The following is a 24,109-nucleotide window of genomic DNA, read 5'->3' as shown; positions in this document are numbered from 1 at the left end:
CGGGAGGATATCACATGCAGGCGGCCGGTCTACTCGCCGCAGAGGGGGCGGCCGTCGGCGTCGCGCATCGCCTGTGCCTCGGCCACCGACTCGCCCAGCCGCACGAACTGCGCCCCCGCAAGCGCGGCCCGGCCGGTGCATAGCAGCGCACATGCCTTGGGCAACGCACCCGGGAGGGCGAGATGATCGCCGTCATAGCGCGCGGTGAAACGGCAGGCGCCATCTCCGCCGAGCACCAGGTCAAGCCCGTCGCCGGTGCGCCGCGCAGCGCCGATCGCGCGGCAGCCATTGCCCGCGCCATACTCGATGACGATGCCGATCCGGCGCCCCGCGCCGTCCGGCACGATGCACAGTCGATCGGGCCCTCGCGCATAACTGCCGACGATGCTCATGTCCTTGGGATCGCGCACCAGCCCGCGCTGGATTGCCGCCGTTTCGAGATCCAGGGACGCGTTCGACGGCGGCGCACTGGCGGGCCCGCCACAGGCCGCAAGCCCCAGCAGCAGCGCCAGCCCTCCCAGCCTCATGCGTCGCGCACCAGCGCTCCGTTCTCGATGCGACGATAGAAGCAGCTCGGCGCGCCGGTGTGGCAGGCGGGGCCATGCGGCTCGACGCGCAGCCAGAGCGCATCCTGGTCGCAATCGATCCGCGCTTCGACGACTTGGAGGAAATGGCACGAGGTCTCGCCCTTGGTCCACAACCGACCGCGACTGCGCGACCAGAAGGTCGCCTTGCCGGTCTCCAGCGTCACCGCCAGCGCCTCGGCATTCATATGGGCGAGCATCAGCACCTCGCCGGTGGTGGCGTGGGTGGCGACGGCGGTGATCAGGCCGTTGGCATCGTATTTCGGGTCGAGCGCGGCGCCCGTTTCGCGAATGTCGGTCACGGCGGTTGCTCTAGCGGGGTTCGACGGGATCGTCATCCCTCGCATCCCGATACGGAGCGTAATAAGGGTTCGTGCATCCTGCGCACGAAGGGAAACCACCTTGATCCTATCTGTCCTGGCCCCGCTTGCACTGATGGCAGCCCCGACGCAGGCGGAAAGCGGCCCCAGCTTCGCCTGCTCGACCGCGAACACGCCGATCGAGAAAACGATCTGCGCCGATCCGAACCTTAGCGCGCTCGATCGCGAAATGGCGCAGCTGTTCGGGATTGCGAAGCAAAGCGCGTTCGGGGCCGGCCCCTCCAACCAGCTCGCGGTCCAGCGCACCGCGCTACAGGGAATGCGGGATTGTGCGGCGGCCCCCCGCCCGTCCCTGCCAGCCGCGGCCTGCCTTGCCCAGCGCTATGCGGTTCGCAACCAGGAACTGGCAATCGCTGCCTTGATCAGCGCCCCGAACACCGCGCTTCCGATCCTGCGCCGCGGGGACCCCGCCTTCGCTCCCATTCTCGAGGCCGTCCAGCTCTGGTCCGAGGCGCCGTTGCATGCGAACTGGGCCGCACCGGAACGAGCGCGCAGCCGGAACCGCATCGCAACGCTGCTGCAACCGTATTTGACCGCGCTTCAGACGGAGGAACACCAATCGTTCGGCAATGCCATTCTGCAAACCACCGGGCAAGACGGGATCACGATCCGGGCGATCGGCGACGTGTTCCGATCCGACCAGCATTTCGCCGCCTTCCTCAATGTCCTCGGCCCCTATCTCGACGAGCCCAAGCTTGCCGATATGCCGCGGATGCTTCCCTGCGCGGCGATCGTCCGCCATCCGAAGCTGCTGAATGCCACCGGCCCGGTATTCGGTTCGACGATGGACAATTTCGTTATCGGAAATGATTGCGGCGACAGCCTGCCGCCGCTGCCCGCCCTGGAGGCGCTCAGGACGAAGCTGTTTCGCAGCTGGCCCGAATGCGACGGCACGATCCGCTACGCCATCTATCGCGGGTTCAACCGCGACATCGACCAGGCAAGGCTGGGGTTCGCACCCCACGTAACATCGAAGACGCTTCCCACACGAAAAGGCGTCAGCCGGGCCGAGACCAGCGCCGTGGCGCGCGACCTTGCCACCTATTACGTCACCCATCTGCACCGCGCGCCGGCTGCGGCCACCGCCATGGCGCACGACGCGCTAACGCAGATTTTGGAGGACGCCCATAGCTGCAACTGAAGGGATCAATGCGCGCGAATGGCCTTCACCAGCGCGGCCTTGTCCATCTGCGAACGCCCTTCGATGCCGATTTTCCTGGCCGTATCGTATAATTCGGCCTTGGTACGATCTTCCAGCCTTCCACCCGCGGGATCCAGGCGCCCGTTCGCCTGGGCATTGGCGATACGCGCCGCCTTCTGTTTGGAGGCCCCTTCGCCACGCAGCGTCTCGTACAGGGCATCGTTCTTGATGTGCGAACCGTGATCCTTCGCCACACGCATTCTCCCAAGGCCAGCAAGGAAAACCGGCGAGGCCCGGAAACGCTCCCTGCCTCCGGGAGACAGGGTGGTGGCGGCAAACGGAAAAGGGCCGGCGAAACCGCCGACCCCAACCCTTCCGCCGCGAAGCATGTGCGCTCCGGAGCCGATGCCCGGAGCGAACCATGCATCACCAGTTCCACATCGTCCCGTCTTCGAGGCGGGCAACCGGCAGATAGGCCGGCTTGTACGGATATTTCGCCGCCAGTTCCTCGTCGATGTCGACGCCGTGGCCCGGCGCCTCGCCGCAGAACAGATAGCCCTTGTCGAAGTGGTAATCGTGCGGGAACACTTCGTCGGTCGCCTCGGAATGGCGCATATACTCCTGAATGCCGAAATTGGGCACCCAGGTATCGAAATGCAGTGCGCATCCCATCGTGACCGGCGACAGATCGGTCGCGCCGTGGCAGCCGGTGCGGACCTGATACAGGCTGGCGAGATCGGCAAGACGACGCAGATGCGTCAGGCCGCCGGCACCGACCACGGTCGCGCGGATATAGTCGATCAGCTGGTTCTGGATCAGATCCTTGGCGTCCCAGATCGTGTTGAAGATCTCACCGACGGCGAGCGGCGTAACGGTGTGCTGACGGATCAGCTTGAACGCTTCCTGGTTCTCCGCCGGCGTCACATCTTCCAGCCAGAACAGCTGGTACGGCTCCAGCATCTTGCCGAGGTTCGCGGCTTCCTGCGGCGTATAGCGATGGTGGCCGTCGTGCAGCAGATGGTGATCGAAGCCATAGGTTTCCCGCAGCTTCTCGAACAGCTTGGGCACATAGTTCAGCGCCTTGCGCGTGTCCCAGCCAGTGACCGAGGGCAAAGCCGCATCGGCGGGCTCGTAATAGAGCTTGCCGCGGCCGACGCCATAGGCGTCCTTGATGCCGGGCACGCCGGTCTGCGCGCGGATCGCCTTGTAGCCCATGTCGATATACTGGCCGACGGCGTCGACGGTTTCGGCAATGTCGCTGCCATTGGCATGACCATAGACCATGACGCCGTCGCGGCTGCGGCCACCAAGCAGCTGATAGACCGGCATCCCGGCCATCTTGCCCTTGATATCCCACAGCGCCATGTCGACTGCCGCGATCGCGCGCATCGTCACCGGGCCGCGCCGCCAATAGGCGCCGCGATACAGATACTGCCAGATATCCTCGATCCGGCGCGGGTCCATGCCGATCAGGCACGGGATGACATGGTCTTCGAGGTAGGAGACCACCGCCAGTTCGCGGCCGTTCAGCGTCCCGTCGCCGATGCCATAGACACCCTGATCCGTCTGAATCTTGAGCGTGACGAAATTACGGCCCGGGCAGGTCACGATGACCTTAGCCGAAACGATCTTCATGGAATAACCCCTGCTAAGCGCAAACCGACAAAAGGCCTGACCAATTTAGCCCATAATGTCAATACCACCGACATTGGCCAGACCCGAGCCGCGATCAAATTATCCGACGGCCCCTAATCATTCCTCAACGCGCGGGCTCAAGCGTTACGAGCGCCAGGTCGTTGGTCGCAAGCGGCAGGCGATAGGCGAAGCTGCCCCGCGTGCCCACACGCACGACCTTGTCGATTTCGGGCAGGTCGCGCGTCAGCCCCTGCAACTGGCGCAGTTGCGCCGCGGTCAACGTCTTCGGCATCCCAAGGTCGATATAGGCGGAATAGGCGTCGTTGTTTCGATAGCCGGTGCGATGTACCCGCAGGCGATAGCGCCCCGGCTTCAGGCCCGAGACGGTGAGCGCGGCTGGCGCCTCCGGCTTGGACGGCAGGATACGCGTATAGAAGGGCCGGTTGCTAACCGCCTGCGCGGGCTGATGCCAATCCCAGACCAGCGCCACCACGCGCGCACCGTCCCGCGCCGCCATGCTGTGCGAGTCGCCCGTTGCGAGCGTCTCGCCCCGCAGCGCGTTGAGATATTTGTAGGCGAACCAGGCCGGCTTCCGGATGCCTTCGCGGTTCATCAACCCGAAGCCACCATGGAAAGGCGCGGGCGGCGGCCCCGATTCCTCGAACAGATCGCTGTACGTCCAGTAGCTCATCGCCTGAACGGCACCCTGCACGGCCTTCAGTTTGGTGAGGATGTAGGCCGCGCTGACATAGCTGTCGTGCACGGCGTCGCGCGGCGTATAGCTCGTACTCCATTCGGTGAAGTAGAGCGGCAGCCTGGGAAAGGGCGAGGCAGCGATTTCGCGGCGCACCTTCAGCACATCGCCGATGATCGCGTCCTGGCTCGGGGAAAGCTTGGTGTCCTTCTCGCCCTTCTCATCGAGGAAGCCGCCATCGACACCGTAGGTATGCGTCGTCACGAAATCGATCGGCACCTGGGCCCCCGCCACATGGGCGAGGAACGCCGGAACCCAGGCCGCGCCGGCAGTGGACGGACCGCCGACCCGCAGCGCCGGATCAACGGCCTTCAGCGTCCGCGCCGTGACATCGTAGAGTTCGAAATAGGCCTTCTGGTCCGCCCCTTCCCAGAAGCCCTCCAGATTCGGCTCGTTCCAAACCTCGAACGGCCAGGTTCGGACCTCCGCCACGCCATAGCGCTGGATCAGGTGGCGCGCGAAGGCATCGACCAGATCGCGCCACGGCCCCAGCTTCGGGTGCGACGTGTTGCCCTTCCAGTAAAAGATGCTGTTATCGGAGGTCTTGAGCGCTTCGGGCGTGAAGCCAAGTTCGACGAACGGCTTGATCTTCTTCGCCAGCAGATCGTCATACAGCCGGTCGATGCCGGTCCAGTCATAGGCGATCGTGCCATCCGGCTGCTGCCGCACCGTCTTCAGCACATCGTGAAAGATCCCGTGGAAACGGATCATCCGAAAGCCGAGTTCGGGAACCGCCGTGGCGAGTTGCCCCTGACTGTCCGCGCGAGCCAGTGTGCCGGGAAAGTCCGAGCCGACCGACAAATCGAAGAAGCGGTCCACCGGGCCCTGCGGCTTGGCCACGTCCAGCCGGAGGATCCGTGCCGGGGCCGCGGGCTGCGCGATTGCCGGCATCGCCGCGCCCGCCGCTGCCAAGGCGAGTGCGATCCCCGCATATCCGTTGCGCATTCCAATCCCCTCCGTGCTTCCGCCTCGCGACGGCGTTGTTCGTTAGCGCTACCATGGTAGCGCCGTTCGCACGGCCAAAACAAGCCTGCAGCGATCCGGTCGCGTTCGCGACGAGGCCGGGGCTTTGCCCTCAGAATGCCGCTCTGCCGAACGCCTGCCGCGTCACCGGGTGGCTGGAAGAGAGGCCACCATCCACAGCGATGGCCTGACCGTTGATATAGGATGCCGCGTCCGACGCCAGGAACAGGGCGACCGACGCAATCTCCTCGGGTGCGCCGGCACGCCGCAGCGGGTTGAGCCGGCCAAGCTGGTCTTCCTTGCCACGCTCCCGGGCATAATCGAACGCGCGCTCGGTCATGCCGGTCTCGATCAGGCCGGGACAGATCGCATTGACGCGTACGCCGGAGCCGGAAAGCTGCTGCGCCGCCGTCTGCACCAGGCTGATGACGCCCGCCTTGGACGACGAATATGGCGTTCCCCCCGCCCCGGAACGTATCCCGGCCACACTTGCGGTACACAAGATCGCCCCGGCGCCCCGCTCTACGATGCGCGGTGCCGCATGCTTGATCGCCAACGCCGGACCGATGAGATTCACCCGCAGCACCTCCGCCCAAAGCGCTGCGCTTGCGTCCAGAACGCCGGCCGTACCGCCCGCAATCCCGGCATTGGCATAAAAGATGTCGAGACCGCCAAAGCGATGGCAGGCCGCCGCGACGAGATGCTCCACGTCCGCTTCATCGCCAGCATCCATTTCGATCGCGAGCGCCTGTCCCAGGCCGGATACCGCATCGTGCACCCGCGCGGACCGATCCGCGGCGACGACCATCGCCCCTGCCGCAGCAAACGCCCGGACCGTCGCCCGGCCGATGCCCGACGCAGCACCCGTCACCACGGCTACCTTGCCGGAGAAATCGAAGGATTGGCGCGTCATGCCCCCGCCCTTTGCGCAAAATTCCAGGCGGCCGCGGCCAGGCCCGGCAGCCGTTCCACCGTGGCTGCGGCCTGCGCGCTGGAGGCATTGCCATCCCGCATCCGCTTCTTGATGCCCTGGACGATGCCCGCCAACCGGAAGAAGTTATAGGCAAAGTACCAATCAAGATCGGGCACGCCGGCGCGGCCGGTAGCCGCGCAATATCGCGCCACCATCGCCTCCATGGTCGGGATGCCAGTTTCGACCCCCGCCAGCCCCTGCACGCCCGATCGCGCATCCGGTGGCGTTACCCAGTTCATCAGGAAGTAGGAGAAATCGGCCAGCGGATCGCCCAGTGTCGAAAGCTCCCAATCCAGCACCGCCAATATCTCCGGACGATCGGGTGCGAAGAGAACATTGTCGATGCGATAGTCGCCATGGACGATGCTGATTCCGGTCTGCTCCGGCACGGTGCGCGGTAGAAAGGCGATCAGCGCCTCGATCTCCGGCAGATCGTCGGTCTGGCTTGCCCGGTATTGCCGCGTCCAGCGTTCGACCTGCCGCGCGAAATAATTGCCGGTCTTGCCATAGTCCCCCAGCCCCACGGCTGCAGGATCGATGCGATGGAGTCGCGCCAATGTGTCCACCAGCGCTTCGTACAAAGCCGTCCGCTCGCCCGCGGCCATGCCGGGCAGCGCGCCATCCCACAGGGTCCGCCCCTCCACCATTTCCATCAGGTAGAAGGGAGCGCCGATCACCTGGACGTCCTCGCACAGCGCATAGGGCCGCGCGACGGGGAAGCCGGATGGATACAAGGCGGAGAGCAGTCGATATTCGCGGTCGACCGCGTGCGCCGAGGCCAGGATCGGCCCGAAAGGCTTGCGCCGAAGCACATAGGCGCCCGTTGCCGCATCGACGCGGTAGGTGGGATTGCTCTGCCCGCCGGGAAATTTGACGACGTGGATCGGCCCGGCAAAGCCCGGCACATGGCCCACGCACCAGGCCAGCAGGCGGGTTTCGTCGAGATCGCTCACCGCGCGCCTGCCGCCTGGACAAAGCCCCTGCCCGCCCCGTTCACCGGCTGACCCCGAGGTCACCCGATGACGGGCTTTCCGCCCGCAGCGCGGCATATCTGCCGAATTCCGCCCGAGCGATCGCACGGGCATGGACCTCATCCGGCCCGTCTGCCAGCCGAAGCGTGCGGATGCTGCCCCAATGATGGGCCAGGTCGAAATCGTCGCTCACCCCGGCGCCGCCATGCGCCTGGATCGCATCGTCCAGAATCTGCAGGGCCATGGCCGGCGCCTGCACCTTGATCATCGCGATTTCCTGCTGTGCAGCCTTGTTGCCGGCCCGGTCCATCATGTCGGCGGCCTTCAGGCACAGCAGCCGGGTCATTTCGATATCGATCCGCGCGCGGGCGACTCGCTGCTCCCAAATCGAGTGATCGGCGATGCGCTTGCCGAACGCCACACGCCCCACAAGCCGCTTCGCCATCGCCGCAATCGCCGCCTCGGCAACGCCGATCGTACGCATGCAATGATGGATGCGCCCGGGGCCAAGACGCCCCTGCGCGATCTCGAATCCCCGGCCTTCGCCGAGCAGGAGATTCTCCACCGGCACCCGCACATCGCGGAGCGAGACTTCGCCATGGCCATGCGGTGCATGATCATACCCGAACACCGAAAGCATCCGCTCGATCGTGACGCCCGGCGTATCGAGCGGCACCAGGATCATGCTCTGCTGGGCATGTTTCGCAGCCCCGAAATCGGTCTTGCCCATGACGATCGCGATCTTGCACCGCGGATCACCCGTGCCCGACGACCACCATTTCCGTCCGTTGATGACGTAATGGTCGCCATCCCGTTCGATCCGCGTTTCGATATTGGTCGCATCGGAGGATGCGACCGCCGGCTCCGTCATCAGGAACGCCGAGCGGATCTCGCCGCGCATCAGCGGCGCCAGCCAGGCATCTTTCTGCGCGCGCGTACCATAACGGTGCAGCACTTCCATGTTGCCGGTATCCGGCGCCGAACAGTTGAACACCTCCGATGCCCAGTCCATTCGGCCCATCTCTTCCGCGCACAGGGCATATTCGAGGTTGGTCAGCTGCTCCCCTTCGAAGCGGAAACTTTCGTCGACATGCGACTGCCCCGAATGCGGCGGCATGAACAGGTTCCACAGTCCCTGCGCCTTGGCGGCAGCCTTCACCTCCTCCAGTACGGGATTGACCGCCCAGCGATCTCCGGCCGCAGCCGCCGCCCGATAGGCCGGGTCGCGCGGCCGGATCTCCGCATCTACAAAGGCCCGCACCCGATCGCGGTATTCGGCCTGCCGCGCGCTCAGCGTGAAGTCCATCGCATCGCTCTCCCGTGGTTCTTTGCCCCAGGCTTATAGCGTACCGGATATTCGGTAAAGGGCTGGCCAGCGGCAAAATTGCCCTACGCAACCTTCAAAAAACCATTTTAGCGGCGGACGGAAACAGCTAAGCTAACCACCATGGACTCCCCCACCAAGATCGAACCCGGCAGCACCAAGCGTTTCCAGGCCAAGCGCGACGCCATCCTGGCCGCAGCCGCAGCCGCGATCAACGAACAAAGCGCGAAAGGGATGACCTTCGCCGATGTCGCCCGCCGGGTGGGGCTCAACACCACGTCGGTCACCTATTATTTCAAGCGCAAGGAAGACCTGGCCGCCGCCGCCTTCGAGCAGACACTCGCCTGGCTGGACGAAATCCTCGATCGGGCCCTGGCGGAGTCCACGCCGGAAGCGCGCGTCGCCAGGTTTCTCGCGATCAACATGGAGCGGCTGGAGAAAATCAGCCGCGGCGAGGAGCAGGCCGTCGCCATCCTCTCCGACCTGCGGGCAATGGAAGAGCCGATCAAGGGCAAGCTACTTACCGGATGGCGCAACGTTTTCCGCAAGACCCGCAGCCTGTGGGGCAATGACGGCAACCGCGCGCAGACGGACCTGCGCGGCGCCCGCGCGCATGTCCTGCTCGAAAACAGCTTCTGGCTGAACGCGTGGATGTCCCGCTACGAGCTCGACGAATATCCCCGTGTCGAGGCGCGACTGATGGACGTGTTTCGCCATGGCATTGCTGCCCCCGGCCAGCGCTGGCAACCGCGCCTGTTCGAGCTGGTCCATGAAGAACCCGAGCCCGGCCGCGAAGCGTTTCTGCTCGCGGCCACACGACTGATCAACGAACTGGGCTATCGCGGGGCGTCGGTGCAGCGGATCGCCTCCGAACTCAACGTGACAAAAGGCAGCTTCTACCACCATCTTGATGCGAAAGACGATCTCGTCACCGCATGCTACAAACGCAGCTTCGATATCCTCGTCGAAGCCCAGCGGCTCGCAGAGCGCGCCCAGGGCAGCTATTGGGACCGACTGGAGAGCACGATCGCCACCTTGCTCGATTACCAGTTCTCCGAACGCGGCCCGTTGCTGCGCACGACGGCACTCTCCGGTCTTCCGGTCAATGTACGCGCGATCATGCTCGATCGATCGAACCGCATCGCACGACGTTTTGCCGGCATGTTGTCCGATGGCATTGCCGAAGGATCGATCCGTCCGATCGACCCGCTGGTCGCAAGTCAGGCATTGATGGCGCTGCAAAACGCTGCCTTCGACATGCGGAAATGGGCAGGAACGATGCCGCGCGAACGCGCCGTCGCCTATTATGCCTCCACCCTCGCCTTCGGCCTGTTCGACGATCGGGTGCTGCACCGCTGAGATTGCTTCCGGACATCGACGTTCCAGGCGCTCACGCGCACCGGCGCTCGCGCCCCGAAAAAAAGGGACCGGCGCATATCGCGCCGGCCCCATGCTTTCCTCCCCAGGAAAGGCTTCAGAAACGGGTTCGAACTGTCAGGCCATAGGTGCGCGGCTCGGCGAGATAGGCCGAGAAGAGCTGTCGCCCGCCCGGATATTGCGGATCGACAAAGGGAGCGCCGGTCGCGCCTTCCTGGAAGGGCGAGTTGAACACCACCTGCGCGAAGTTCTGGTTGAACAGGTTCTGCGCCCAAAGCTCGATCGCCCAGCGCTCCTCCTTGCCCCGAATGCCGATACGGCCGTTCACGACATTGAAGCCGTCCTGGATCTTCTGCGGGAACAGGTCCGATCCGGTGTTGAAGTCCCCGGTCAGGCGCGTGTCGAAATAGACAAGCCCGCTCAGGCCCGAACTGCCCAGTGGCGGCGTCCAGGCGACCGACGCGGTGGCAACCACTTCGGGCGCGTTGGAGAGATTGCGTCCCGGCAACAAGCGCAACGCCTGGTCCAGCGGCGCCCCCTTGTCCGTGCCGACCAGCTGGTCGCGATAATGGGTATCGGCATAGGTGAGCCCCATGCCGATATGCACGTCGCGCACCGGCACCAGCGTCGCTTCCAGTTCGACACCCTGCGAAACCACGCCATAGCTGACATTGCTGGCCGCGCAGCTGCCGGTCGTTCCGGCTGCAGCGTTGAAATTGGGCGCCGTGTTGAATTTGTTCTGGTCACGATCGCCACCCCCCAGGCCGGTGGTACAACCGTTGATGTTCTGCACGAGGAATACCGTGCCGTTGAAGGTATTGAGCTGGAAATTCTTGAACTGCTGGCGGAACAGCGATGCATTCAGGCTGAACTTCCGCGTCGAGTATTTCAGGCCGATTTCGAAGGCGTCGTTCGTCTCCGGCGCGAACTGCAGGTTGCCGACCACCGCCTGCGCCCCACCGAGCGACGCGAAGGTTGCGATCGGCAGCTTCAAGGCCGAGCGATCAAGGTTGAAGCCACCCGCCTTATAGCCCCGCGAATAGCTGCCATAGACCAGCAGATCATCGGTGGGCTTGTAGGAAAGGATCGCGGTGCCGGTGAACTGATCCTCCTTTCGGGTATCGCGGATCGACACGCCGTTGATCTCTGAAGTGGAATTGCCCTGGCAGGAGAGACCGACGATCGCGTCGACAACGCCGGTCAGCGACGCGATCGAGCGCAGGGGCAGCAGCGACGCCTGGTTGGCAACGCACGCCGTGTTGTCGTTCCCGAAACTCGCATTGAAGCGCTTGCGTTCATTGGTGTAGCGCAGACCCACGGTGAGATCCAACGCCTTGGCGACATGGATGATATTGTGGGTGAACAGCGCCCAATTGCGGCTGTTCTGCTTGTAGAAGTCGCGTGTAGTGCCGCGATCGTTGATCCCGTCCAGCCGGTCGAACGCCGCATAGATCAGCGGCGAGGCAGCCCCGAAGGCCGCTGGACGCGCGGCAAGGCAACCGGCGGAGCCTGGGGAATAGAGCGCCGCCAAGGCGCTGCCGGACACGATCCGGCACGTTGCGAAGCGGCCATATTGCGTCCCGAACCGCAGATTATCGACGACCGTGAGGTCCTCATCGGCGAAATAGCCGCCGATCAGCCAGTCCAGCTTGTTGTCGAACGCATTGCCGTTCAGCCGCAGTTCCTGGCTCCAGGTTTCGAACGCGCGTGAGGAATCCGCGTTGGGCGAGCGATACAGGATGTCGATCGCGCTGTAATCGGTGTCCGCACCCTGGCTGGCGAAATAGTTACGATAGCCGGTGATCGACGTGAGCGTCGCGCCGCCCAGCGTCCAATCCACCTGCACCGAGCCACCCCAATCCTCGGTAATGCCGCCATAGCTCCGCCCCTTGGAGATATAGACGTTGCGGCTATAGGGATTGCTGAACGCAGCCATCGGCTGGCCGAGATCGCGCAGCACCCGGACGATGTTGTTTGCCGTGGGGCTGTTCAGATCACCGATAAACGGATTGTTCGAATAATCCATATAGGCGGCGGCGCAGCATTGTTCGTTGCGCCGTGTATAGTCTCCGATCACCCGGACGCGCAGATCGCTCGACGGTTCGAACAATAGCTGGCCGCGCAGGAAATAGCGATCGCGGTTGTTGATATCGCGGTTGTTGGTGACATCGCGATAAAAGCCGTCGCGCTTCATATAGACGCCGTCGAGCCGCCCGGACACGACGGTGCTGAGCGGCACGTTGACGAAGCCTTGGGCACGAACGGTCTCGTAATTGCCGTAGGTCACCTCCCCACCCGCGGAGAAGGTCGGCTCCGGCATCTTGGAGACGATGTTGATCAAGCCCGCCGAGGCATTGCGGCCGAACAGCGTACCCTGCGGCCCGCGCAGCACTTCGATCCGCTCGATCTCGCCAAGTTCGTTGAGGCCGATCCCCGAACGCGAGCGATAGACCCCGTCGATGAAGACCGCGACCGAGCTTTCGAGACCGGGATTGTCGCCGACCGTACCAATACCGCGGATACGGGCCGAACCGTTCGCCTCGCTGCCCGTGGACGAAACGAGCAACGACGGTGCGACCTGGTTCAGTGCCCGGATATCGTTGGCGCCCGTTCGTTGCAGCACTTCGGAACTGACCGCGGAAACCGCGATCGGCACATCGGCGAGCGCCTGCGCGCGCCCCTGCGCCGTCACGATGATTTCGTTGGATTCATTCTGGGAAGGTTGATCCGTTGTGTCCTGGGCCTGGGCCGGAACTGCAAGCGCGATCACAAGCGCCGGCACCGCACAGGCCGACATGAGGCGTAGCCGCATAGACATCTCTCCACCTTGGCTGGAGCCTCTGTCGCGCTCCATACCGTACCTTCGAATACACGCCCTCGCTCTATCTGCGTCAAGAAAAACTAAAGTTTCAAATTGCTACTGGAATAGGTATGTGACATCCAAAGCACACCCGAATCGAACCAAATTGGCAAGTAGCGGCAAGAAGCGGGCCGATAGCGGCTGAGGAATTGCCGGTGCCGTAGCGTCAATCGCGTTCGAAGACGGCGTTCCCCACGCCGCGTTTCACTGCCCCGTTTCTATGGCAATCGGCGCGCTGGCGCTTCTCCGCGCGCACCGCTACGATGCATGGCAACTATGCCGGGGGGCCTGCATGTCATTCCACCATCGCGCCGTTCCGATTGTTCTGGCGGCCGTACTGATCGATTCGATCGGCTTCGGGATTATCCTGCCGGTACTGCCCCGGCTGATCGTCACCCTGTCGCATGTCGGACTGGAGGAAGCGGCGCGGATCGGCGGCTGGATGCTGTTCGCCTTCGCGGTGGCGCAGTTCTTCGCCGGCCCCGTCCTCGGCACGCTGGGGGATGCGATCGGGCGGCGGCCGGTGCTGCTGTGTTCGATGGCCGCGTTCGCGGTCGACTATCTGCTGATGGCCGCGGCGCCGACGATCGTATGGCTGTTTCTCGGGCGCCTGATCGCGGGAGCTGCCGGCGCCGTCTATGGACCGGCGAATGCGGTGTTGGCGGATGTGACCCCGCCGGACAAACGCGGCGCCACGTTCGGCATGATGGGCGCGGCGTTCGGAATTGGCTTCATCGTCGGGCCCGCACTTGGCGGCCTGCTCGCCACCTTCGGTCCCCGCGCGCCGTTCATCGCCGCCGCGGCATTGGCCGGGATCAACGCGATCTGGATCCTGGCACTGCTGCCGGAGACGATGCGATCGGAGCAACGACGCCCCTTTCGCCTGCGCGACGCGCACATATTCGCCGCGTTCCGGCCACTGTTCGCAGCCGGCAACGCCAAGCCGCTGCTGCTGGCAGCCTTTCTGTGGCAGCTCGCGCACATGGTCTATCCAGCGACCTGGGCATTTTTCGGCGAGATCGCGCTTGGCTGGAACGAACAGACGATCGGCTGGTCGCTTGCCATATCCGGCCTGTGCATGGCGCTGGTGCAAACCTTCGTAACCGGCCGGGTGATCGCCGCCTGGGGGGAAGAACGCGCCGTGATGGTGGGAATGCTGGCGGGCGGACTGACCTTCCTGGGCTATATTTTCGCGCGCGAGACCTGGATGGTGTTCCTGCTCATCCCGCTCGGCGCCTTCCAGGCCCTCGCCTTCCCCAGCATGAATGCGCTGCTCTCGCGGATGACGGACCCGTCGCGCCAGGGCGCATTGCAGGGCGGCGTGGCTGCACTGAACAGCGTCGCGCTGATCATGGGGCCGCTGATCCTGACCCAGGCGCTGGCCTTTGGCGCGCAGCACGGGTTCCGCGCAGGCAATTTCGTGATCGCCTGGGCGCTTGCCTTCGCGGCGCTCTCCCTGATCGAGTGGCGGGTGATTCCGCGGATCGCCAAGGCGGCAGCCTGATCGGGCAGCGACACGCTCCTCGCGGAGCGGCGACAAATTGCGACATTTTCGGGCGCACATGACAAACCTGCGCGACATGCCGGCGGCAGAAGGTGGGGCGTGCCGGGGGGATGCCCCCGCTCCCGGCACGCCCCACTCGTGGAGGATTTTCCCCATGTTGAAACATCTCGCCATCGCCGCGCTCGGGGCATCGCTCCTGACCGGCCCCGCGCAGGCCCGCCAGAGCGAACCGCAGGAAGGTCCGCCCCGCGGCCCTCGCCCCGACCTGCTGGGCATGGCCGACACGAACAAGGACGGCATCGTAACCCGCGACGAAGTGCTCGCCAACGCCGCCGCCCGGTTCAAGGCCATGGATACCAACCAGGACGGCAAGGTGACGCCGGAGGAACGCGCCGCCTTCCAATCCACGATGGGCATCCGGATGGGCGGCCGGATGCCGCGAGCCCGCAACGACCTGACTCTCGCCGAAGAGCAGGCGCGCGCCGGCCGCATGTTCGATCGGATCGACACCAATCACGACGGCAGGATCGATGCTGCCGAACGCGATGCCGCCGCCGATCGAATGCGATCGATGCGCCGCTTCGGCGGTCGACGGGGCTAACTGCCCCCAGCCAACGGCGCCGACGCGCCGACACCCCCTCCAGCCAGCGGCAACTGACGCCGGCCGGGCAAGCCGGGCGGGAGCGCCAAGGGTTTCGTCCTCCTGTCCCCGTCAGGAGGGAAGCGCGCTCCCCCTGTCGCTTCACTGCGATGCCTGCGGATCTCCTCCCTCCCGCCCGGCTCTTTTCCCCGCCACCGAAAGCGTTAGTCTGCTGCCATGTCCGAGGTTCCCCACCTGCTGCTCGTCGACGACGAACGCTCGATCCGCGAACCGCTGGCGCAATATCTGACGCGCCAGGGATTTCGCGTCACGCAGGCCGGCGATGCCGAAAGCGCGCGCGCGCGCCTGAACGCCTATGCGATCGACCTTGTCGTGCTGGATATCATGATGCCGGGCGAGGACGGGCTGAGCCTGTGCCGCCACATTCGCGAGACCAGCGAGACGCCGGTGATCCTGCTCACCGCGCGCAGCGAGGAGACCGATCGGATCGTCGGCCTCGAAATGGGCGCCGACGATTATGTGGTGAAGCCGTTCAGCCCGCGCGAGCTCTCCGCACGCATCAAGGTGGTGCTGCGGCGCTGGTCGGCAGCCGGCGGCGCCCGGCAACACGCCCCGGAAAGCGGCTCCTTCGCCTTTGCCGGCTGGGTACTCCGTACCGGCGAACGGACGCTGGTGGACCGCGAAGGGGTATCCGTGCCGCTTTCAACCGGTGAATACAACCTGCTGCTGGCATTGGTGACGCGGCCGCGCCAGGTGCTGACCCGCGACCAGCTGCTCGACCTGACCCAGGGACGCGAGGCGGCGGCGTTCGATCGCGCGATCGACAATCAGGTCAGCCGACTGCGCAAGAAGATCGAACCCGATCCGAAGAATCCATCGATCATCAAGACCGTCTGGGGCGGCGGCTATACGCTGGCCGCCGAGGTGACCCGGCTTTGAGGCGTTTCCTGCCCACCAGCCTCATCGCCCGCATCGCCCTGTTGGTCGCAGCCGCGCTGTTCGCGGCACAGGCGATCAACTTCGGCCTGCTGCTGCACGAACGGCAAAAGGCGCGCTTCGCGCTGGTGATCGCGCCCGCGACGACGCGACTGGCGGATGCGGCCGAACGGCTGCTCGCGCTGCAACGCGAAGCGCCGGCGCAACCGGGCACGGCGAAGCGGCGGTTCCTTTCGGACCCCCGCACCCATGTTCGCCTGCACCGCGAAAATCCCTTTGCCGCCCAGCCCAATCGCCGCTCGGACGTGGAGCGCGACCTGCGACGCGGCCTGGAGGAGGCCGGGCTGCGCGCCGGCACGATCGTCGCGGCGCTCCGGCCGGTCGATCCGCAACGCCTGCTGAATCCCAAGCTCGATCCGTTGCGCGCCGATCGGCTGCGGCGGATGGGCGCGGAAATGCTCGTCGCGGTCGAACTGCCGGGCAAGGGCTGGTTGACGCTGGCCACTCCCTGGCCCCGCAGCGATTTCGGCCTGATCTGGCAACTCGCCGCGCAGACGCTGATCCTGTATGTGGTCGTGCTCGTCCCCGTGCTGCTGGTCGGCGGGCGGATCGCGCGGCCGCTGCGGACGCTCACCGACGCGGCGCGGACCTTCCGCCCCGGTGACGACACCGCGCCGCTGCGGGAGCGGGGCCCGAGCGACGTGCGGGCGCTGATCGCCGCCTATAACGCGCTCGGACGGCGGGTAACGTCGATGCTCGACGAAAAAGACCGGATGCTGGGTGCGATCGGACACGACCTGCGGACCCCGCTCCAGGCGCTGCGCGTCCGCATCGAATCGGTGGAAGATGACGACGATCGCGCCCGGATGGTCGACACGATCGACGAGATGAGCCGAACGCTGGACGACATCCTGTCGCTCGCGCGGCTGGGGCGACCGAGCGAACCGAGCACCGATGTCGACCTGGGCGCGCTGGTGGACGCGGTTGTGGAGGATTTCCGCGACCTCGACCATGACGTGACGTTCGAGGAACCTGCGCGGCTGAAGATGCGGCTGCGACCGACGCTGATGCGGCGCGCGGTGCGCAACCTGATCGAGAATGCCGTGAAATATGGCGACGGTGCGGAGGTACGGCTGATCGCCGAGACCGAACGCGTCACCATAGAAGTATGTGATCGCGGCCCCGGCATTCCGGCAGAGATGCTGAAGGCGGTGTTCAACCCCTTCACGAGGCTGGAGCAATCGCGCAATCGTGGCACCGGCGGGATCGGTCTGGGCCTGGCGCTGGCCCGTGCGATCGTCAACGATGCCGGCGGTGCAATCGCGCTCGCCAATCGGGAGGGCGGCGGCCTTGTGGCAACGATCACGCTGCCGCGGTGAGTTGGATCCCAAGCCTCTCCGCTGAAGAGGAAAGCTGGATACGAAAAGGGCCGCGCTCCCTGGGAAGCGCGGCTCTTTTCCTTACCGAAGATCTCAGCCGATCAGCCGACGATTTCTTCCGGCTTGAAGAAGAAGGCGATCTCGATCGCGGCATTCTCTTCCGAGTCCGAACCGTGGACCGAATTGGCTTCGATCGATTCGGCCAGTTCCTTGCGGATCGTGCCAGGCTCGGCGTTTGCCGGATTGGTCGCGCCCATGATGTCGCGGTTGCGCTGCACGGCGTTCTCGCCCTCGAGCACCTGCACCACGACCGGGCCCGAAATCATGAACTCGACGAGGTCGTTGAAGAAGGGGCGCTCCTTGTGGACGCCGTAGAAGCCTTCTGCCTGCTCGCGGCTCATCTGGATGCGCTTCGAGGCGACGACGCGCAGGCCCGCCTCTTCCAGCATCTTGGTGACGGCGCCGGTCAGGTTGCGGCGGGTGGCATCGGGCTTGATGATCGAAAAGGTCCGGGTCGCGGCCATGGCCGTGCGGCTCCTGTAATTGGTGATGAAAGGAAGTCGCGGCTCCCTAGTCCCGCCGCGTCTTCATTGCAAGCTCAGGCGACCTGCGCCCAGCGGCCGTTTTCATCCTGCCGCCAATAGCGGCGATCGATCCCGTCGCGCTCACCCAGCGTACGCCAGGCGACTCGCGCGGCGCCGATACTGTCTTCGTCGAAGAAGTGGAACGCGCGATCGAAGGTGAGCGCCTCGTCGCGCCACAGTCCGTCGATCAGCGCGATATGGCGCGCGGCGTTGGCGCCCTGGACATCGGCGGCGATCAGGATCGGCTGGTCGGCATCCCATGCCTCCCCTGCCATGCCGTGCGGAAGGAAGCTCGCCGGCGCATAGGTCCACAGCAACTGATCGACCCGCTTGCGCAGCGCGGCATCGTCCGCCACGATCAGCAGGCGTGCGCCGCCCGCCAGCACCTTTTCGGCGATCTGCGGCAGCACGCGGTCCAGCGGCGCCTGGGTAAGATGATAGAAATCGACCTGCATTGGCTCCCGATAGCCGCGATAGGCGTTCGGGCCAACGCATGCCGCCGTTGCGATGGCACAAACGCTGCGATAGGGCGGCCTTTGGCGTGCGGGGAGTTGACGCAAAGGTGGGAAGTATCGTGACGCGCAAGGCCCTGTTCGTTTCGGCCGCTATCGGCCTGTGCCTCTCGGACCAGGTACAAGCGCAGCAGACACCCGCGCCCGAGGCGCCTGCCGCGAATCTGCAGGATCGCCCGGTCGAGCCGCCCCCGCCTTCGCCTACCGCACTGCCCGACGATCCCGAACAGGTGCAGTTCACCGCGGACACGCTCGACTATGACATGAACAACGACGTCGTCAGCGCCAGCGGCGACGTCCGGCTCTATCGCGAGAGCAACCGGCTGCGCGCCGACAAGGTGACGTGGGACCGCCGCACCGGCAAGGTGACGGCGGAAGGCAATATCGCGGTCGTCAATCCGCAGGGAGACGCGGCCTATGGCGACCGGATCGAGCTGACCGACACGCTGAAGGACGGCGTGGTCGACAACATGCTCGTCGTGCTGGAAGCCGGGGGGCGGATCGCGGCGGAACATGGCCAACGCAACGACGGCGGCATCATCACCGTCGAAAAGGCGGCCTACACGCCCTGCGCCGTCACCAGCACCGCCGGCTGCCCCAAGGAGCCGTCGTGGAAGATCACCGCGGACCAGGTCGTCTATGATCCCAACCGGCGCCGCCTGCGCTATCGCGGCGCGCGGATCGGGGTATTCGGCTTCCTTACCGTGCCTCTGCCCGCCTTCTCGCATCCGGCCGGCGGCCAGAGCGATTCCGGCATCCTGACGCCCGACGTGCGCTACAGCCGCGTGAACGGCTTCCAGCTGGCCGTTCCCTATTTCCTGAGCCTGGCACCCAATCGCGACCTCACCGTCACGCCGCGCGTGTTTTCCGACACGCTGCCGATGCTCCAGGTCGATTATCGCGAGTTGAACAGCCTGGGCTCGTTCCGCGTCTCCGCCTATGGCACGTACAGCCGGCGCGCGGACGACCTTACCGTGTCGCAGACGCCCTCGTCGCTGCGGAACGACGTGCGCGGCTATTTCGATCTGCTCGGCCGCTACCAGCTCGATACCAACTGGTCGGTTTCGGCGTCCCTACGGATGGCCAGCGACCGCACCTTCCTGCGCCGCTACGATATTTCGCGCGACGACCGGCTGCGGAACAACATCTCGGTCGAGCGGATCGACGCCAACAGCTATTTCGCCATCAACGCATGGGCCGCGCAGACCCTGCGGATCTCCGGCCCGCAAGGTCTGCAGCCGATCGCGCTGCCCGAGATTGATTACCGGCGCCGGATCGACGAAAGCCTGACAGGCGGACATTTCGACTTCCAGTTGAACACGCTGGCGCTCACGCGCACCGCCGGCCAGGATACCCAGCGCGCCTTCGCCAGCGCCCAGTGGAGCCTGCGCCGCCTGACCAATTGGGGGCAGGAGGTGACGTTCACCGGCTATGCCCGCGGCGATATCTACAACACCAGCAACACGCTGGCGACCAGCGTGGTCGGCTATCGCGGCGAGAACGGCTTCCACACCCGCGGCATCGCCGCGGCGGCGATGGACATCAAATGGCCGTTCGTCGGGGCATTTCTGAGCGGCTCGCAACGGATCACGCCGCGCGTCCAGATGGTGGCCTCGCCGCACCTCGCCAATATGTCGATACCGAACGAAGATGCGCGCGCGGTGGACCTCGAGGATTCCAACCTGTTCGCGCTGAACCGCTTCCCCGGCTATGACCGTTTCGAGGACTCGACGCGCTTCACCTATGGCCTGGACTATGCGCTCAACCTTCCGGGCTTCAGCATCGATGCCAATATCGGCCAAAGCTATCGCCTGACGGCCCGCCCCACCCTGCTGCCGGACGGCACCGGGTTGACGGACCGCATGTCCGACATCGTCGGCCGCACCGTGATCCGCTTCCACGATTTCATCAGCTTCACCCACCGCTACCGGCTCGACAAGGACGGGCTGGCGGTGCGGCGAAACGAACTGGACATGGCGCTCGGCTCGCGCGCGACCTATGTCCAGATCGGTTATCTCCGGCTCAACCGGAACATCAGCGCGAAGCTGGAGGATCTGCAGGACCGCGAAGAACTCCGGCTGGGCGCGCGCGTGCAGCTCGCACGCTTCTGGTCGGTATCGGGTTCGACGCTGATCGATCTGACCGACAAGAACGAGGACCCGCTATCGTCGGCCGACGGCTATCAGCCGATCCGGCACAGGATCGGCTTCACCTATGAAGACGACTGCCTGCGCGTCGGCGCGACGTGGCGCCGCGACTATGCCACCACCGGCGACGCCCGCGCCGGCAATTCGTATCTTCTCACCCTCGCCTTCAAGAATCTGGGGCGCTAATAGGGTGTACACCGGAGACGGGCGCTAAGCCTTGGTTCAGGCACAATTGCCGACTAAGCGCAGCGTTTCCGAAAAGGATGAGGGCCGTTCTGAAGTGACTATCGGTGTGGGCAGAATTGCGGGCATGAGTGCCAAATGGCTGGCGGGCGCAGGAATCGCCGCGCTGGCGACGATGGCGATCGCCCAGACGGCGCCCGGACAGGATGGCGCCAAAAGCGCCAATGCCGGGCTCGATTTCCCCGCTGATGTGGAAATCTTCGGCAAGGTCGATCCCAACGTTCGCAAGCCGACCGCGATCGTCAACGACTATGTCCTGACCGGGACCGAAGTGGACCATCGCGTCGCGCTCGTCACCGGGATGCAGAAGCTCACGCTGAAGCCGGAGGAGCGCGAGCAGCTGAAACTCGCCATGCTGCGCCAGCTGATCGACGAGACGCTGGAAATCCAGGAAGCCAAGGCCAAGGACATCAAGGTCGATCCCCGCGAGATCGAATCCAGCTTCAGCCGCGTCTCCGCCCGCTTCCAGCGGACGCCGGACCAGATGCGCGCCTGGCTGCGCGAGATCGGATCGTCGGAACGCTCGATCAAGCGGCAGATCGAAGCCGAGCTGGCCTGGAGCCGGCTGCTGCGTAGGCAGGTCAACGTGAATGTCGGTGAAGCGGAAGTGAAGGCGATGATCGATCGCCTTACCGCCCAGAAGGGCACCGAGGAATATCACGTGTACGAGATCTACCAGAACGCGACCCCCGATCGCGCGCAGGAAGTCTCCGCCGGAATGCAGAAGATGATCGAACAGATGCGGCAGGGCACGCCGTTCGATTATCTGGCACGCACCTATTCGCAGAGCTCCACGCGCGCGCGCGGGGGCGATCTCGGCTGGATCCAGCCGGCGATGCTGCCCGACGGGCTGGCGCAGGCGGTACAGGGCATGGAGCCCGGCCAGGTCGCCGGCCCGATCCCGCTTTCTGCCGGTTTCTCGATCGTGTATCTGGCGGACAAGCACAAGGTGGGCGTTTCCGATCCGCGCGACGCCAAGCTGAGCATCCGCCAGCTTTCGATCGCATTTTCGAAGGACATGACGACGCCGCAGCGCAACGCCCGTGCGGAAGCGTTCGGCAAGGCCGTCCAGGCCATTCGCGGGTGCGGCGACGTGACCAAGACTGCCGCCGGCATCAACGCCGAAGTGGTGGATCGCGACGGCATCGCCATCAAGGATCTGCCGCCGGCGCTGCAGAATTTGGTGCTGCCGATGCAGGTCGGTCAGGCGACCCAGCCCTTCGGTTCGCTGGAGGACGGCGTGCGCGCCTTCGTGATCTGCGGACGCGACGATCCGCCCCCGGCCTACACCCCGTCGGTGGAACAGGTTCAGGAACAGCTGGAAGATCAGCGGGTGAACCTGCGGGCGGAACGGCTGTTGCGCGATCTGCGACGCGACGCCCTGATCGAATATCGCTGACATGGCGCTCGGCGGGCCCCGTCTGGCACCGCTCGCCGTCGCCCTGGGTGATCCGGCGGGAATCGGACCGGAGATCGTCGCCAAGGCCTGGAACGCACGCGTGCTGCATTCGCTGCCGCCGTTCTTCGCCGTGGGCGATCCCGGATCGATCCAGTCGGTGTGGGATGGCCCGATCGCGACGATCGATTCGCCCCATCATGCGTTCGACCGTTTCGACGAAGCGCTGCCGGTGCTGCAGGTACGCGATTCCGGCGCCATCACGCCGGGCCAGCCGAACATGGCCTCGGCCCATGTCGCACTACAATCGCTGGAAGTCGCGGTGGGCCTGGCCAGCGCCGGCGCCGCGGGCGCGCTGGTGACCGGGCCGGTCTCCAAATCCCAGCTCTATGCGATTGGCTTCAACCATCCGGGGCAGACCGAATTCGTGGCCGAGCGCTGCGGCGTCACCGCCGAAAATGCGGTGATGATGTTGGCCGGTCCCAGTCTGCGGGTGGTGCCGATCACCGTTCATATCCCGCTGGCGGAAGTGTCGGAGCGGCTGAGCACCGATCTGATCGTTGCCAAGGCACGCGTCACGGCTCGCGGCCTGCAACGCAATTTCGGCATTGAGCGCCCGCGGCTGGCCTTTGCCGGCCTGAACCCCCATGCCGGCGAGCAGGGCGCGCTGGGACGCGAGGAAATAGACATCATCGCGCCGGCCATCGAAAGGCTGCGCACCGAAGGCATCGATGCCACGGGCCCGTTCGCCGGCGACACCATGTTCCATGCGCGCGCCCGCGCCACTTATGATGCCGCGCTCTGCCCTTTTCACGATCAGGCGCTGATCCCGATCAAGACCCTGCATTTCGACGACGGCGTGAACATCACGCTCGGCCTGCCGATCGTCCGCACCTCCCCCGATCACGGCACCGCCTTTACGCTGGCCGGGCGGAACGAAGCCAATCCCGGTGCCATGATCGCCGCCATCCGCATGGCGGCCAGCGCGGCGCAACGCCGGAGCGATGCTGCGGCGTGACTCCTCTTCCCCCGCTCCGAGACGTCATTGCGAGATATGGACTCAGCGCGAGCAAGGCGCTGGGCCAGAATTTCCTGTTCGACGGTCAGTTGCTCGGCCGCATCGCCAAGGTGCCCGGCGCGTTGCAGGATGCCGAGGTGTTCGAAGTAGGCCCCGGCCCGGGCGGCCTGACCCGCGCGCTGCTGCAGGCCGGCGCGCGCGTCACTGCCGTGGAACGCGATCGCCGCTGCATCCCCGCGCTGGAGGAACTGGGCGGCGCATTTCCCGATCGCCTGCGCGTGATCGAGGGAGACGCGCTGCAGGTGGATGCGCCGAGCTTGTTCGCTGGCAAGCCGCATGTCGTCGCCAACCTGCCCTATAATGTCGGCACCGCACTATTGATCGGCTGGCTTTCGGCCGAATGGCAACCCTGGTGGGCAAGCCTGACGCTGATGTTCCAGAAGGAGGTCGCGGAGCGGATCGTCGCCCCCGCCGCCAGCGAGCATTATGGCCGGCTGGCGGTGCTGGCGCAGTGGCGCTCGACCCCGCGGATCGCGATGCACGTCCATCGATCGGCCTTCACGCCACCGCCCAAGGTGATGTCCGCCGTGGTGCATATCGTGCCCGCCGAACCACCGGAAGGGGTACGCCTCGCCACCCTCGAAGCCGTTACCGCCGCCGCGTTCGGCCAACGCCGCAAGATGCTCCGGCAAAGCCTGAAGCCCGTGGCCGGCGCACTTGCCGCGCTGGAAGCGCTGGGCATTGACGCCAGCCGTCGGGCGGAGACCGTTACCGTCGCCGAATATGTCGCGATCGCCCGCGAACTCGGCCGCGCGCTCTGAACCGGA

At 65.3% G+C, this 24,109-nt stretch carries 21 protein-coding genes; 10 read left to right on the top strand and 11 right to left on the bottom strand.

The genetic code is table 11. The features are described 5' to 3' along the window. Window positions 1–29 precede the first annotated feature (29 nt). Window positions 30–527: a hypothetical protein gene (locus DD559_RS18905; protein WP_116470541.1), complete on the bottom strand. Its 498-nt coding sequence runs from the start codon at window positions 525–527 to the stop codon at window positions 30–32. Then, a complete protein-coding gene (hisI, locus tag DD559_RS18900; protein ID WP_116470540.1) occupies window positions 524–886 on the bottom strand; it encodes a phosphoribosyl-AMP cyclohydrolase in 363 nt (120 codons plus the stop codon). The genes DD559_RS18905 and hisI overlap by 4 nt, the downstream gene beginning before the upstream one ends. A gap of 100 nt (window positions 887–986) precedes the next feature. Between hisI and DD559_RS18895 the strand changes: the two genes are divergently transcribed. Then, window positions 987–2,105 (top strand): lysozyme inhibitor LprI family protein, encoded by a 1,119-nt coding sequence (locus DD559_RS18895; RefSeq protein ID WP_133243861.1) that lies wholly within the window; start codon window positions 987–989, stop codon window positions 2,103–2,105. A 5-nt stretch (window positions 2,106–2,110) separates the two neighbouring features. Here the strand turns inward: DD559_RS18895 and DD559_RS20425 are convergent, their stop codons facing one another. The 6 genes from DD559_RS20425 to DD559_RS18865 all read right to left on the bottom strand — a co-directional run bounded on the left by DD559_RS20425 (window position 2,111) and on the right by DD559_RS18865 (window position 8,707). Next, complete coding sequence (locus DD559_RS20425) at window positions 2,111–2,494, bottom strand: DUF7218 family protein (RefSeq protein WP_368389690.1); 384 nt, start codon at window positions 2,492–2,494, stop codon at window positions 2,111–2,113. Between the two features lie 37 nt (window positions 2,495–2,531). Then, window positions 2,532–3,740, bottom strand: a complete 1,209-nt coding sequence (gene manD / locus DD559_RS18885) for a D-mannonate dehydratase ManD (RefSeq protein ID WP_116470538.1) — start codon at window positions 3,738–3,740, stop codon at window positions 2,532–2,534. A 124-nt stretch (window positions 3,741–3,864) separates the two neighbouring features. After that, window positions 3,865–5,439 (bottom strand): GH39 family glycosyl hydrolase, encoded by a 1,575-nt coding sequence (locus DD559_RS18880; RefSeq protein WP_116470537.1) that lies wholly within the window; start codon window positions 5,437–5,439, stop codon window positions 3,865–3,867. A 130-nt stretch (window positions 5,440–5,569) separates the two neighbouring features. Then, complete coding sequence (locus DD559_RS18875; protein WP_116470536.1) at window positions 5,570–6,370, bottom strand: SDR family NAD(P)-dependent oxidoreductase; 801 nt, start codon at window positions 6,368–6,370, stop codon at window positions 5,570–5,572. Beyond that, window positions 6,367–7,383, bottom strand: a complete 1,017-nt coding sequence (locus tag DD559_RS18870; RefSeq protein WP_240610344.1) for a phosphotransferase family protein — start codon at window positions 7,381–7,383, stop codon at window positions 6,367–6,369. The genes DD559_RS18875 and DD559_RS18870 overlap by 4 nt, the downstream gene beginning before the upstream one ends. A gap of 40 nt (window positions 7,384–7,423) precedes the next feature. Next, complete coding sequence (locus DD559_RS18865) at window positions 7,424–8,707, bottom strand: acyl-CoA dehydrogenase family protein (RefSeq protein ID WP_116470534.1); 1,284 nt, start codon at window positions 8,705–8,707, stop codon at window positions 7,424–7,426. 141 nt (window positions 8,708–8,848) lie between these two features. On the opposite strand from DD559_RS18865, the gene DD559_RS18860 reads away from it, so the two are divergent. Beyond that, a complete protein-coding gene (locus DD559_RS18860) occupies window positions 8,849–10,084 on the top strand; it encodes a TetR/AcrR family transcriptional regulator (RefSeq protein WP_116470533.1) in 1,236 nt (411 codons plus the stop codon). Between the two features lie 115 nt (window positions 10,085–10,199). Here the strand turns inward: DD559_RS18860 and DD559_RS18855 are convergent, their stop codons facing one another. Beyond that, on the bottom strand, window positions 10,200–12,914 hold the full coding sequence (locus DD559_RS18855; RefSeq protein ID WP_116470532.1) for a TonB-dependent receptor: 2,715 nt from the start codon (window positions 12,912–12,914) through the stop codon (window positions 10,200–10,202). Between the two features lie 340 nt (window positions 12,915–13,254). Between DD559_RS18855 and DD559_RS18850 the strand changes: the two genes are divergently transcribed. The 4 genes from DD559_RS18850 (at window position 13,255) to DD559_RS18835 (ending at window position 17,382) form a co-directional block, all read left to right on the top strand. After that, complete coding sequence (locus DD559_RS18850; RefSeq protein WP_116471029.1) at window positions 13,255–14,466, top strand: MFS transporter; 1,212 nt, start codon at window positions 13,255–13,257, stop codon at window positions 14,464–14,466. A 154-nt stretch (window positions 14,467–14,620) separates the two neighbouring features. Then, window positions 14,621–15,067 (top strand): EF-hand domain-containing protein, encoded by a 447-nt coding sequence (locus DD559_RS18845; protein WP_116470531.1) that lies wholly within the window; start codon window positions 14,621–14,623, stop codon window positions 15,065–15,067. A 216-nt stretch (window positions 15,068–15,283) separates the two neighbouring features. Then, window positions 15,284–16,006 (top strand): response regulator, encoded by a 723-nt coding sequence (locus tag DD559_RS18840; protein WP_116470530.1) that lies wholly within the window; start codon window positions 15,284–15,286, stop codon window positions 16,004–16,006. Continuing rightward, on the top strand, window positions 16,003–17,382 hold the full coding sequence (locus DD559_RS18835; protein WP_116470529.1) for a sensor histidine kinase: 1,380 nt from the start codon (window positions 16,003–16,005) through the stop codon (window positions 17,380–17,382). The genes DD559_RS18840 and DD559_RS18835 overlap by 4 nt, the downstream gene beginning before the upstream one ends. Before the next feature lie 101 nt (window positions 17,383–17,483). Here the strand turns inward: DD559_RS18835 and ndk are convergent, their stop codons facing one another. Together ndk and DD559_RS18825 are read right to left on the bottom strand one after the other, a co-directional pair. After that, window positions 17,484–17,906 (bottom strand): nucleoside-diphosphate kinase, encoded by a 423-nt coding sequence (gene ndk, locus DD559_RS18830; protein WP_010544574.1) that lies wholly within the window; start codon window positions 17,904–17,906, stop codon window positions 17,484–17,486. A gap of 74 nt (window positions 17,907–17,980) precedes the next feature. Beyond that, window positions 17,981–18,421: a DNA polymerase III subunit chi gene (locus tag DD559_RS18825; RefSeq protein WP_116470528.1), complete on the bottom strand. Its 441-nt coding sequence runs from the start codon at window positions 18,419–18,421 to the stop codon at window positions 17,981–17,983. A 119-nt stretch (window positions 18,422–18,540) separates the two neighbouring features. Between DD559_RS18825 and DD559_RS18820 the strand changes: the two genes are divergently transcribed. From DD559_RS18820 to rsmA, 4 genes are all read left to right on the top strand, one after another. Further along, complete coding sequence (locus DD559_RS18820; protein ID WP_438270413.1) at window positions 18,541–20,811, top strand: LPS-assembly protein LptD; 2,271 nt, start codon at window positions 18,541–18,543, stop codon at window positions 20,809–20,811. A 124-nt stretch (window positions 20,812–20,935) separates the two neighbouring features. Next, window positions 20,936–22,267 (top strand): peptidylprolyl isomerase, encoded by a 1,332-nt coding sequence (locus tag DD559_RS18815; protein WP_116470527.1) that lies wholly within the window; start codon window positions 20,936–20,938, stop codon window positions 22,265–22,267. A gap of 1 nt (window position 22,268) precedes the next feature. Continuing rightward, the gene (pdxA, locus tag DD559_RS18810; RefSeq protein WP_116470526.1) at window positions 22,269–23,282 is read left to right on the top strand and encodes a 4-hydroxythreonine-4-phosphate dehydrogenase PdxA; all 1,014 of its coding nucleotides are present in this window, start codon (window positions 22,269–22,271) and stop codon (window positions 23,280–23,282) included. Further along, entirely contained in the window at window positions 23,279–24,103 is an 825-nt protein-coding gene (rsmA, locus tag DD559_RS18805) for a 16S rRNA (adenine(1518)-N(6)/adenine(1519)-N(6))-dimethyltransferase RsmA (protein ID WP_116470525.1), read from the top strand. The genes pdxA and rsmA overlap by 4 nt, the downstream gene beginning before the upstream one ends. The last annotated feature ends 6 nt before the right edge of the window (window positions 24,104–24,109 follow it).

Origin of the sequence: Sphingomonas pokkalii, from assembly GCF_003096275.1 — a bacterium.
Lineage (GTDB): Bacteria > Pseudomonadota > Alphaproteobacteria > Sphingomonadales > Sphingomonadaceae > Sphingomonas > Sphingomonas pokkalii.
The sequence above is the reverse complement of the archived record's forward strand: the minus strand, read 5'-3'. Positions and strand labels throughout refer to the sequence as shown.

Bases quoted from the DNA above. Each gene is read 5' to 3' on its own strand.
- DD559_RS18905 (WP_116470541.1), bottom strand. From the start codon at position 527: ATGAGGCTGGGAGGGCTGGCGCTGCTGCTGGGGCTTGCGGCCTGTGGC.
- DD559_RS20425 (WP_368389690.1), bottom strand. From the start codon at position 2,494: ATGCTTCGCGGCGGAAGGGTTGGGGTCGGCGGTTTCGCCGGCCCTTTT.
- manD (WP_116470538.1), bottom strand. From the start codon at position 3,740: ATGAAGATCGTTTCGGCTAAGGTCATCGTGACCTGCCCGGGCCGTAAT.
- DD559_RS18880 (WP_116470537.1), bottom strand. From the start codon at position 5,439: ATGCGCAACGGATATGCGGGGATCGCACTCGCCTTGGCAGCGGCGGGC.
- DD559_RS18875 (WP_116470536.1), bottom strand. From the start codon at position 6,370: ATGACGCGCCAATCCTTCGATTTCTCCGGCAAGGTAGCCGTGGTGACG.
- DD559_RS18865 (WP_116470534.1), bottom strand. From the start codon at position 8,707: ATGGACTTCACGCTGAGCGCGCGGCAGGCCGAATACCGCGATCGGGTG.
- DD559_RS18860 (WP_116470533.1), top strand. From the start codon at position 8,849: ATGGACTCCCCCACCAAGATCGAACCCGGCAGCACCAAGCGTTTCCAG.
- DD559_RS18855 (WP_116470532.1), bottom strand. From the start codon at position 12,914: ATGCGGCTACGCCTCATGTCGGCCTGTGCGGTGCCGGCGCTTGTGATC.
- DD559_RS18850 (WP_116471029.1), top strand. From the start codon at position 13,255: ATGTCATTCCACCATCGCGCCGTTCCGATTGTTCTGGCGGCCGTACTG.
- DD559_RS18845 (WP_116470531.1), top strand. From the start codon at position 14,621: ATGTTGAAACATCTCGCCATCGCCGCGCTCGGGGCATCGCTCCTGACC.
- DD559_RS18840 (WP_116470530.1), top strand. From the start codon at position 15,284: ATGTCCGAGGTTCCCCACCTGCTGCTCGTCGACGACGAACGCTCGATC.
- ndk (WP_010544574.1), bottom strand. From the start codon at position 17,906: ATGGCCGCGACCCGGACCTTTTCGATCATCAAGCCCGATGCCACCCGC.
- DD559_RS18825 (WP_116470528.1), bottom strand. From the start codon at position 18,421: ATGCAGGTCGATTTCTATCATCTTACCCAGGCGCCGCTGGACCGCGTG.
- DD559_RS18815 (WP_116470527.1), top strand. From the start codon at position 20,936: ATGAGTGCCAAATGGCTGGCGGGCGCAGGAATCGCCGCGCTGGCGACG.
- pdxA (WP_116470526.1), top strand. From the start codon at position 22,269: ATGGCGCTCGGCGGGCCCCGTCTGGCACCGCTCGCCGTCGCCCTGGGT.